The 9825-nt window shown below is 63.2% G+C and carries 11 protein-coding genes; 7 read left to right on the forward strand and 4 right to left on the reverse strand.

The genetic code is table 11. From position 1 onward, the window contains the following. Nucleotides 1–93 precede the first annotated feature (93 nt). Entirely contained in the window at nucleotides 94–774 is a 681-nt protein-coding gene (gene radC / locus CR917_RS08140) for a DNA repair protein RadC (protein ID WP_043859855.1), read from the forward strand. Between the two features lie 21 nt (nucleotides 775–795). Here radC and CR917_RS08145 read toward each other — a convergent pair whose 3' ends face one another. Together CR917_RS08145 and CR917_RS08150 are read right to left on the reverse strand one after the other, a co-directional pair. Further along, nucleotides 796–1602: a hypothetical protein gene (locus tag CR917_RS08145; protein WP_104572110.1), complete on the reverse strand. Its 807-nt coding sequence runs from the start codon at nucleotides 1600–1602 to the stop codon at nucleotides 796–798. A gap of 148 nt (nucleotides 1603–1750) precedes the next feature. Further along, a complete protein-coding gene (locus CR917_RS08150) occupies nucleotides 1751–3340 on the reverse strand; it encodes an ABC transporter substrate-binding protein (RefSeq protein ID WP_054916672.1) in 1590 nt (529 codons plus the stop codon). A gap of 362 nt (nucleotides 3341–3702) precedes the next feature. On the opposite strand from CR917_RS08150, the gene rpmB reads away from it, so the two are divergent. Beyond that, nucleotides 3703–3939: a 50S ribosomal protein L28 gene (gene rpmB, locus CR917_RS08155; protein ID WP_043859852.1), complete on the forward strand. Its 237-nt coding sequence runs from the start codon at nucleotides 3703–3705 to the stop codon at nucleotides 3937–3939. Nucleotides 3940–3950: 11 nt separating this feature from the next. Beyond that, a complete protein-coding gene (rpmG, locus tag CR917_RS08160) occupies nucleotides 3951–4106 on the forward strand; it encodes a 50S ribosomal protein L33 (protein WP_010225867.1) in 156 nt (51 codons plus the stop codon). A gap of 68 nt (nucleotides 4107–4174) precedes the next feature. On the opposite strand, the gene CR917_RS08165 is transcribed toward rpmG, so the two are convergent. Together CR917_RS08165 and CR917_RS08170 are read right to left on the reverse strand one after the other, a co-directional pair. Next, nucleotides 4175–4423: a hypothetical protein gene (locus CR917_RS08165; protein WP_370409248.1), complete on the reverse strand. Its 249-nt coding sequence runs from the start codon at nucleotides 4421–4423 to the stop codon at nucleotides 4175–4177. Nucleotides 4424–4513: 90 nt separating this feature from the next. Then, on the reverse strand, nucleotides 4514–4876 hold the full coding sequence (locus CR917_RS08170) for a cupin domain-containing protein (RefSeq protein ID WP_043859851.1): 363 nt from the start codon (nucleotides 4874–4876) through the stop codon (nucleotides 4514–4516). A 193-nt stretch (nucleotides 4877–5069) separates the two neighbouring features. Between CR917_RS08170 and CR917_RS08175 the strand changes: the two genes are divergently transcribed. The 4 genes from CR917_RS08175 to tssI all read left to right on the forward strand — a co-directional run. Continuing rightward, entirely contained in the window at nucleotides 5070–6563 is a 1494-nt protein-coding gene (locus tag CR917_RS08175) for an aldehyde dehydrogenase (RefSeq protein WP_043859850.1), read from the forward strand. A 118-nt stretch (nucleotides 6564–6681) separates the two neighbouring features. Then, nucleotides 6682–7821, forward strand: coding sequence for an MFS transporter (locus CR917_RS08180; protein ID WP_043859849.1), 1140 nt, complete (start codon nucleotides 6682–6684; stop codon nucleotides 7819–7821). Nucleotides 7822–8181: 360 nt separating this feature from the next. Further along, a complete protein-coding gene (locus tag CR917_RS08185) occupies nucleotides 8182–8700 on the forward strand; it encodes an Hcp family type VI secretion system effector (RefSeq protein WP_043859617.1) in 519 nt (172 codons plus the stop codon). Between the two features lie 220 nt (nucleotides 8701–8920). Beyond that, on the forward strand, nucleotides 8921–9825 hold a 905-nt coding region (gene tssI / locus CR917_RS08190), incomplete at its 3' end, for a type VI secretion system tip protein TssI/VgrG (protein ID WP_146095048.1).

The following is a 9825-nucleotide window of genomic DNA, read 5'->3' on the forward strand; positions in this document are numbered from 1 at the left end:
GCCTCCCCAGGCCGAATCGTCGCGTAAAAAGAGGGGGCTACGATAGCACAGGGCTGAAATGGGGAGCAGCCACACACAGACAGAGGGACAGCTATGGGTATCAGGGATTGGCCGTCGGCGGAACGCCCGCGGGAGAAGTTGCTGGAGCGAGGGGCCGGGAGCCTGTCGGACGCCGAGTTGCTGGCGGTGTTCCTGCGCACCGGTGTGGCAGGCAAGAGCGCGGTGGACCTGGCGCGCCACCTGTTGCAGCAGTTTGGCGGCTTGCGGCAACTGCTGGAGGCCGATCAGCCGACGTTTCAGCGTGAGCTGGGGCTGGGCCCGGCGAAGTATGCGCAACTGCAGGCGGTGATGGAGATTGGGCGCCGGCACTTGGCCGAAACCATCATCCGCGACCCGGCGTTGCAGAGCCCGGGGGCGGTCCGGCGTTACCTGAAATCGATGCTGCGTCATGAAGAAAGCGAGGTGTTCGGCTGCCTGTACCTGGACAACAAGCACCGTCCTCTAGGGTTCGAGGCGTTGTTCCGCGGGTCCATCAGCAGTGCCAACGTCTACCCTCGGGAAGTCATCAAGCGTGCGTTGGCCAGAAATGCCGCAGCATTGATCCTTTGCCACAATCATCCGTCAGGTGTTTCCGAGCCAAGCCAGGCAGATATCAATCTGACCCTGCGCTTGCAGAAAGCCCTGGGCCTGATCGAGGTGCGGGTGCTGGATCACATCATCATCGGCGATGGGGAGCCATTGTCGATGGTGGAGCGGGGCTTGTTCGCTGCCTGACGCTGCTGTGCGTGGGCGGTACTAGTCGATCAGCTTTGTTGCAACAAACGACGCAGCCAGCCCGACAACCGAAGCCAGCAGCAGGTAGTGACGCACCACAAGCTCGGTTCTGATCGTGGCTGGAAAGGACTCCACGTCTGCGGCCTGCAGCGATCCTGTTCTGATGAAGAGCTTCGCATGAGCCAGAAGCGCAGCGATGCATACGGTAAACACGATTCTGCCAAACACCGTGTTGTACATCACCGGGCGCTGTCGATTCACCACCGCCTTGCAGTTGGCAAGGTACTGGGATGCACTGGTCATGTAGCGCATGCCAGCCTGTGCGTACTGGGTGGCGACCCACCCCAGGCCGGCGATGCAAGGCAGTTGCAGTGCAAGGGGCAGCCAATAGGGTGAATACCCGCCGAGCCCGAACTCCGTCGGCTCGCCCTGGTGCTGAACGGCTTTGAGCACCTGCAGGGCAAGGGCCAGCAGCACCAGAACAGCCAGCGTTGCCAGCCTGAGGTGGTGGCTAAGAACCAGCAGCGTTCTGAGGTTGCCGGGGAAGCGCTTGATGTCCTCTGCGCTCAGGCCCCCGAACTCGACCGGGCAATCGGGGTAGGCCAACAGGCCGGCAATGTCGCCCACTGCCCTGAATCGTTGGCGCAGGCCCAGGTTGAGGCTGTACCGATGAGTGTCAACCAGCGGCGAGTTGTGAAGGTGCTCGAGTGCTTCGGCCAATCGCTGGGTAGCAATGTAGAGAAGCAGTGCGCCGAAGACCACCGGGCCGAGTATCAGTGCCACGGTGAGGCCGGCGATAGCCGCTTCGGTCCAGTATTCAATATCCAATGCGGCTATCCGTACGGTGCGGTTCGCTGGGCAACCATCGTAAGTCGATGGCGAGAGTCGCCTGGCGGCCTGAACACGCGGTGCAGGCTGCTGCAGTGTCCTTCGGGCTACCAGAGGACGCTGTCAGGAGCCTGCAGGCGCGAGTCGTTCAGCGTGCGGTCTTCACCGTGGCAAAGTCCTGCCGGCCGAACGGGCTGACCGTGTAGCCCTCCACATCCTTGCGCATCAGCACCGCTGCCGTGGGGTGCGCCAGTGGCAGCCACAGCGCCTGCTGCTGGATCAGCCCCTGGGCCTGCTGGTACAGGCGGCTGCGCACGCTCTGGTCGTTGGTGGTCTTGCCGGCACTGATCAACTGGTCCAGGCGCTTGTCGCAGTACCGCGCGAAGTTGGTCCCCGACTCGACTGCCGGGCAGGCAAACTGCGGGCTGAGGAAGTTGTCGGGGTCGCCGTTGTCGCCGGCCCAGCCCATGAACAGCAAATCGTGCTCACCGGCCTTGGCGCGACGGATCAGCTCGCCCCATTCGATCACGCGAATCTCGGCCTTGATGCCGACCTTGGCCAGGTCTGCCTGCAGCAGTTGTGCCCCCAGGCTCGGGTTGGGGTTGAGCAGGCTTCCCGAAGGGCGCGTCCAGATTGTGGTGCTGAAGCCGTCCGGCAAACCGGCCTTGACCAGCAGCGCCTTGGCTTTGGTCGCGTCGGTCGGGTAACCCGGCAAGTCCTTGGCGTAGCTCCAGGTGTTGGGCGGCAGGGGGCCTTCAGCGGCGACTGCGGTGCCTTCGAACACGGCCTTGAGGTAGCTGGTCTTGTCGAACGCCAGGTTGATCGCCTGCCGTACCTCGACCTTGTCCAGCGGCGGGTGCTGGCTGTTGATCGCGACGAACGCGGTCATGAACGCCTCGGTCTTCTCGACCTTCAGGTTTGCGTCTTCGGCGGCTGCCGCAACGTCCAGCGGCTTGGGCGACAGGGCGATCTGGCACTCGTTGCGCCGCAGTTTCTGCAGGCGCACGTTGGCGTCGGGGGTGATCGCGAAAATCAGCGGGTCGACGCTCGGCTTGCCGGCAAAATAGTCGGCATTGGCGCGGTAGCGGATCACCGCGTCCTTCTGGAAACGCTGGAACACGAACGGGCCGGTGCCGATCGGCTGGCTGTTGAGCTTCTCCGGGGTGCCGGCCTTGAGCAACTGGTCGGCGTATTCGGCCGAATAGATCGAGGCGAAGCCCATGCTCAGGGTGGCGAGGAAGGTTGCGTCCGGATGGTCGAGGGTAAAGCGCACGCTCAGCGGATCGGGTGCCTCCACCTGCTTGATCAGGCTGGGCAGCTGCAACGACTGGGCATGCGGGTAGCCGCTCTGGGTGATCTTGTGCCAGGAGTGGGCGGGGTAGAGCATGCGCTGGAAGCTGAACAGCACGTCGTCGGCGTTCAGCACGCGGCTGGGCTTGAAGTACGGCGTACTGTGAAACTTTACCCCCGGGCGCAGCTTGAAGTCGTAGACCAGGCCGTCGGCCGATACCGTCCAGCTTTCGGCCAGGCTCGGCACCACCTTGCCGCTGGTGGCGTCGAATTCCACCAGCCGGTTCATGAGCACATCGGCAGAAGCATTGGTGGTGGTCAGCGCGTTATACTGCACCACGTCAAAGCCTTCGGGGCTGGCCTCGGTACATACGCTCAAGGCGCCTGCCTGGGCCAGTGCGGGGCTTAGCAGCGCTGCGAGCAACAGGGGTAAAGCGGCACGACGCATGGTGACTCCTTGGCTGATCAATGGCCCATCTGCCCGTGCAGTCTGGAAAACTCCTACCCTAGTGCGCAAGGCCGTAAATGGCCAACTCCTTTTTCAAGGAATATTGCGACGAGCGGTTTTGTCGCTGGAAGCCCTGCATCCGGGCGGCCTGGGTTGATTCATGCATCGTGCGATCACATCAAATGTTGTTGTACCCCGGCCTTTCTGGTATAAAGCAGCGCTCTTTTCTAGGGGCTCGGTTTGTCGCATCTGCAGATCTTGCCGATAAGACCCTGAAGAAACACGGCGCCTGGCGCCAAAGACTGAGAGATTAAGCGGCCAACCCATGCCGGGTTGGGCATGTGGTTTTAGAGGGCTGAGGCATGTCGAGAGTCTGTCAAGTTACCGGTAAGGGTCCGGTAACCGGGAATAACATTTCCCACGCGAATAACAAAACCCGTCGTCGTTTCCTGCCGAACCTGCAGCATCACCGCTTCTGGGTCGAGTCGGAGAAGCGTTTCGTGCGTCTGCGCGTTTCTGCCAAAGGCATGCGTATCATCGACAAGCGCGGCATCGATGCCGTTCTGGTCGAAATTCGCCGTAACGGCGCCAAGGTCTAAGGGAGAAAATCATGCGTGAATTGATCCGTCTGGTGTCGACCGCTAATACCGGCCACTTCTACACCACCGACAAGAACAAGCGCACCACTCCGGACAAAATCGAAATCAAAAAATTCGATCCGGTTGTTCGCAAGCACGTGATCTACAAGGAAGCCAAGATCAAGTAATTGATCCCGGCTTACGAAAAAAGGCCCGCATCTCACGATGCGGGCCTTTTTTTATGGCGATTTTCTGTTCAGCCGAAATGGAAACCGCTGATCAGGCCCGCCTCGTTGCCGCTGATGTTCACGCGTTGCGGGTCCATTTCGCGGGTCGACATCTCGCCGATGCCGACCACGCGCTGGCGCCCGGTCAGTTCGCTGATGTAGGCCTTCACGGTCGGCACGTAGCGGGTGCCGACCAGGCGGCCGATGCAGGTGAGCACTTCGTCGTTGCTCAGTTGCAGCGCTTCGATGGGGCAGACGACCGGTTGATCCTTTTGCATGGTGAGGCTCCTTGAGTTCAGGTGGGTCCGGATAAGGACCCCGCCATGCTCGCGCCAGGGAGGGCTGGCGCGGCGGTATCTATCTATGGCCTATGCCTTGGGCTCGAACATCACGTAGATCTTGCGGCAGGTCTCCAGCACCTCCCAGGTGCCCTTGAAGCCGGCCGGGATCACGAAGCGGTCACCGGTGCGCAGGGTCTTGGCGTTGCCTTCTTCGTCGCGCAGCACCGATACGCCGTGCACGATCTCGCAGTATTCGTGTTCAGTGTAATTGACGGTCCATTGCCCGGGCGCTCCCTCCCACACGCCAGCGGCGAATTGCCCGCAAGGGCTGGCGTAATGGTTGTAGACCGCCTGCTCCGGGTCGCCCTTGAGCACTTTTTCGGCAGCCGGGCGGTAGCGCTCGGCCTCGGTCAGTACCTGTGCGAAGTCGACAATCTGCTGGATATTCATGTCTGGGTCCCCTGATTGTTAAATAAAGTGCACATCACTAGGCATTTGGCCATGTATTGTCAAATATATTGATAATTCAGGTGCCAGAGTTTAGGGTGTCGAGTGCCGTAGAGCGACAATCGCTCCGGCCGTATTCTGACAGCGCCCTGGCCCCTCGTGCGGCGCTGCATTTCAACAACAGGAGGAGTTTCGTATGACCACCCTGACTCGTGCGGACTGGGAACAGCGTGCCCAGCAACTCAAGATCGAAGGCCGTGCTTTCATCAATGGTGAATACACCGCCGCCGTTTCCAACGCCACGTTCGAGTGCCTGAGCCCGGTTGACGGACGCCTTCTGGCGCAGGTCGCCAGCTGCGACGAGGCCGACGCCCAGCGCGCCGTGGAAAACGCCCGCGCCACCTTCGAGTCCGGCGTGTGGTCACGCCTGGCCCCGGCCAAGCGCAAGGCTACCCTGATCCGTTTCGCCGCGCTGCTCAAGCAGAACGTCGAGGAGCTGGCCCTGCTCGAAACCCTCGACATGGGCAAGCCGATCAACGACTCGCTGAACATCGACGTGCCGGGCGCTGCCCAGGCACTGAGCTGGAACGGCGAAGCCATCGACAAGATCTACGACGAAGTCGCGGCCACCCCGCACGACCAGCTAGGCCTGGTAACCCGCGAGCCTGTGGGTGTGGTGGCGGCCATCGTGCCGTGGAACTTCCCCCTGCTGATGGCCAGCTGGAAACTCGGCCCGGCGCTGGCCACCGGTAACTCGGTGGTGCTCAAGCCGTCCGAGAAGTCCCCGCTGACCGCCATCCGCATCGCCCAGCTGGCCATCGAGGCCGGTATCCCGGCCGGCGTGCTGAACGTGCTGCCTGGCTACGGCCACACCGTCGGCAAGGCTCTGGCCCTGCACATGGACGTCGATACCCTGGTGTTCACCGGCTCGACCAAGATCGCCAAGCAGCTGATGATCTACGCCGGCGAATCGAACATGAAGCGCGTGTGGCTGGAAGCCGGCGGCAAGAGCCCGAACATCGTGTTCGCCGATGCCCCGGACCTGAACGCCGCTGCCGCCGCCGCGGCCAGTGCCATCGCCTTCAACCAGGGCGAAGTGTGCACCGCAGGTTCGCGTCTGCTGGTCGAGCGCTCGATCAAGGACAAGTTCCTGCCGCTGGTACTGGAGGCCCTCAAGGCCTGGAAGCCTGGCAACCCGCTGGACCCGGCCACCACCGTTGGTGCCCTGGTCGACACCCAGCAGATGAACACCGTGCTGTCCTACATCGAGGCTGGCCACACCGATGGCGCCAAGCTGCTGGTGGGCGGCAAGCGCATCCTCGAAGAAACCGGTGGCACCTATGTCGAACCGACCATCTTCGACGGCGTGAGCAACGCCATGCGTATCGCCAAGGAAGAGATCTTCGGCCCGGTACTGTCGGTGATCACCTTCGACAGCGTCGAAGAAGCCATCCAGATCGCCAACGACACCCCTTACGGCCTGGCCGCAGGTGTATGGACCGCCGACATCAGCAAGGCGCACAAGACCGCCAAGGCCCTGCGTGCCGGCAGCGTGTGGGTCAACCAGTACGACGGTGGCGACATGACTGCGCCGTTCGGTGGCTTCAAGCAGTCGGGCAACGGCCGTGACAAGTCGCTGCACGCACTGGACAAGTACACCGAGCTCAAGGCCACCTGGATCAAGCTGTAAGGCCATGGGTGCGGCCTGGTGCCGCGCCCCGAGCGATCCGCGCCACAGCCGGGCCCTGCGTTAGCGCAGGCCCGGCTGTGTTGCTTGTGGCGATCCATCATTCTGCGAGGAAGTACACATGCGTTGGGCTACCTACTTCGCCGTGCTGTCGTCGGTTCTGAGCGTCGGCCTTGCCCTGGGCGTGAGCATGCCGTTGGTATCGCTGCGTCTGGAGAGCTGGGGTTATGGCAGCTTTGCCATTGGCGTGATGGCGGCGATGCCGGCAATTGGCGTGCTGGTTGGCGCCAGCCTGTCCAGCCGCCTGGCGGCGTATTTCGGCACCGCCACGCTGATGCGCCTGTGCCTGCTGGCCGGTGCGTTGTCCATCGGCCTGCTGGCGCTGCTGCCCAGCTATCCGGTGTGGCTGGCGTTGCGCCTGCTGATCGGGGTGATCCTGACCATCGTGTTCATCCTTGGCGAAAGCTGGATCAACCAGCTGGTGGTCGAGCAATGGCGTGGCCGCCTGGTGGCGCTGTATGGCAGCAGCTATGCCCTCAGCCAGCTGGCCGGGCCGCTGCTGCTGGGCGTGCTGGGTTCGGAGGATGACCTGGGCTTCTGGATCGGGGCCGGGTTGCTGGTGGTGGCACCGCTGGTGCTGATCGGCCGCAGCGGGGCGCCCAGCGCTGAAGCCTGTGGTGTGGGCCTGCGTGACCTGGTGGGCTTCTGCCGGCGCTTGCCGGTAATCGCCTGGGCCATTGCGCTGTTCGCCGCGTTCGAGGCGATGATCCTCACCCTGTTGCCGGTGTACTGCCTGCAGCAGGGCTTCACCACCGAGCTGGCGCTGTTCATGGTCAGTACCGTGGTGGTGGGCGATGCGGTACTGCAACTGCCGATCGGGGCGCTGGCCGACTACATGTCGCGCCGCACGCTGTTCACCGGCTGCGCCATGACCCTGCTGGTGTCGAGCCTGGCCATTCCGGTGCTGATGCACACGCCGGCGATCTGGCCATTGTGGGTGCTGTTCGGCGCCAGTGCCGGTGGCCTGTTCACCCTGTCGCTGATCCTGATCGGCGAACGCTATCGCGATGATGCGCTGGTGCGCGCCAACGCCCACGTGGCGCAGCTGTGGGGCATCGGCTGCCTGATCGGGCCATTGGCTGCAGGGGCCGGCAGCCAGTGGGTGAGCGGGCATGCGTTGCCGCTGCTGATGGCGGCAGGCGCGTTCGGGCTGGTGCTGTTGGCGATGCGGCCGAATGCCTTCGAGCCTGCCACGGCCTAGGGCCGCTTTGTACCGGTTGAATCCCCTCGAGGAGCGCTCTTCTCGGGGGATTTCATCTTTCACCCAGCTGCGCAACTTCTTGCGCACCAAAATGTGGATAAACCTGTGCATATATTGCTGCAGGCCATAATAAACGTGGCCTGCAGCCAACTGCGCAACTTCTTGCACAGTACTGCGCAAGAAGTTGCGCACTTTTTCGGGTTTTCTCGCGCAAAAGTGCTCAAAAAACGTACAGCAAAAACACAAGCCACTGATTAACAACAATTAAATTTCAGTTGGCACGCGTCTTGAACTGTCTCCTTGCAGTCGCACGGCATTTTTCGCCTGTTCGGCTTCACTTTCTGCAAGGAGCAAACCCCCATGGCAACACCTGCCTACATGTCCGTCACCGGCACCAAACAAGGCCTGATCACCGCCGGTGCCTTCACCGCCGATTCGGTCGGCAACACCTACCAGGAAGGCCACGAAGACCAGGTCATGGTCCAGGGCTTCAACCACGAAGTGATCATCCCGCGCGACCCGCAGTCCGGTCAGCCGACCGGCCAGCGCGTGCACAAGCCGGTGGTCATCACCAAGGTCTTCGACAAGGCCTCGCCCCTGCTGCTGGCCGCGCTGACCTCCGGCGAGCGCCTGACCGAAATCGTCATCCACTGGTACCGCACCTCGGCGGCCGGCACCCAGGAGCACTATTTCACCACCAAGCTCGAAGACGCGATCATCGTCGACATCAAGGACTACATGCACAACTGCCAGGACCCGGCCAACGCGCACTTCACCCACCTCGAAGACGTGCACTTCACCTACCGCAAGATCACCTGGACCCACGAAGTGTCCGGTACCTCCGGCTCGGACGACTGGCGCACCCCGGTCGCCGGCTAAGCCTGCGTTAGTTCACTGCCCCGGCCAGCCAGCATGGCCGGCCGGGGCAGCCTGTCACCCCAGTTTTTGCAGCGGGAGGAACANCGGCTCGGACGACTGGCGTACCCCGGTCGCCGGCTAAGCCTGCGTTAGTTCACTGCCCCGGCCAGCCAGCCAGCCAGCCAGCATGGCCGGCCGGGGCAGCCTGTCACCCCAGTTTTTGCAGCGGGAGGAACATCGGATGTTCTCAGCGGCCAACCAGCCCCATTTCACCCTGACCCTGGACGGGGTCGACAGCGACTTTCAGGTGCTGTCGTTCAGCGGGCGCGAAGCGCTCAGCCAGCCGTTCGAATTCGAACTGGAGCTGGTCAGTGAACGGGCGTCGCTGAACCTCGAATCCCTCCTGCACACGCTCGCCTTCCTGCAGCTGTCGCCCAGCGGCAGCGGCATTCACGGGCTGGTCTACAGCGCCGCGCAGGGCGAAGCGGGGCGGCGCCTGTCGCGCTACCGGCTGGTGCTGCGCCCGCAGCTGGCGTACCTGGCACACCGCATCAACCAGCGCATCTTCCAGCACAAGACGGTGCCGCAGATCATCGCCCAGGTGCTCGAGGAGCACGGCATCCTCGCCAGCGACCACCGCTTCGTGCTCGGCGCGGTGTACCCCGAGCGGGTGTACTGCGTGCAGTACGACGAGTCCGACCTGCACTTCATCCAGCGCCTGTGCGAGGAGGAGGGTATCCACTACCACTTCCAGCACAGCCCGCAGGGCCATGCGCTGGTGTTCGGCGACGACCAGACCGTATTCCCCACCCTGGCCCCGGTGGCCTACCAGCAGGACACCGGGCTGGTGGCCGACGTACCGGTGATCAAGCGCTTCGGCCTGCGCCTGGCCACGCGCACCAGCCGCACCACGCGGCGCGACTACGACTTCACCAAACCGCGCATCCAGCTCGAAAGCGACGCCGACAGCGGCGCCGCGCCGGACCTGGAAGACTACGACTACCCGGCCCGCTTCAGCGACCGCGCGCGCGGCAAGCACCTGGCCACCCGCGCCCTGGAGCGCCACCGCAGCGACTACCGCCTGGCCGAGGGCCGCAGCGACCAGCCGAGCCTGGTCAGCGGGCATTTTCTGAGCCTGACCGAGCA

This window comes from Pseudomonas sp. BRM28, assembly GCF_002939405.1.
In the GTDB taxonomy this organism is placed as follows: Bacteria; Pseudomonadota; Gammaproteobacteria; order Pseudomonadales; family Pseudomonadaceae; genus Aquipseudomonas; species Aquipseudomonas palmensis.

Bases quoted from the DNA above. Each gene is read 5' to 3' on its own strand.
- radC (WP_043859855.1), top strand. From the start codon at position 94: ATGGGTATCAGGGATTGGCCGTCGGCGGAACGCCCGCGGGAGAAGTTG.
- CR917_RS08150 (WP_054916672.1), bottom strand. From the start codon at position 3,340: ATGCGTCGTGCCGCTTTACCCCTGTTGCTCGCAGCGCTGCTAAGCCCC.
- rpmB (WP_043859852.1), top strand. From the start codon at position 3,703: ATGTCGAGAGTCTGTCAAGTTACCGGTAAGGGTCCGGTAACCGGGAAT.
- rpmG (WP_010225867.1), top strand. From the start codon at position 3,951: ATGCGTGAATTGATCCGTCTGGTGTCGACCGCTAATACCGGCCACTTC.
- CR917_RS08165 (WP_370409248.1), bottom strand. From the start codon at position 4,423: ATGCAAAAGGATCAACCGGTCGTCTGCCCCATCGAAGCGCTGCAACTG.
- CR917_RS08170 (WP_043859851.1), bottom strand. From the start codon at position 4,876: ATGAATATCCAGCAGATTGTCGACTTCGCACAGGTACTGACCGAGGCC.
- CR917_RS08175 (WP_043859850.1), top strand. From the start codon at position 5,070: ATGACCACCCTGACTCGTGCGGACTGGGAACAGCGTGCCCAGCAACTC.
- CR917_RS08180 (WP_043859849.1), top strand. From the start codon at position 6,682: ATGCGTTGGGCTACCTACTTCGCCGTGCTGTCGTCGGTTCTGAGCGTC.
- CR917_RS08185 (WP_043859617.1), top strand. From the start codon at position 8,182: ATGGCAACACCTGCCTACATGTCCGTCACCGGCACCAAACAAGGCCTG.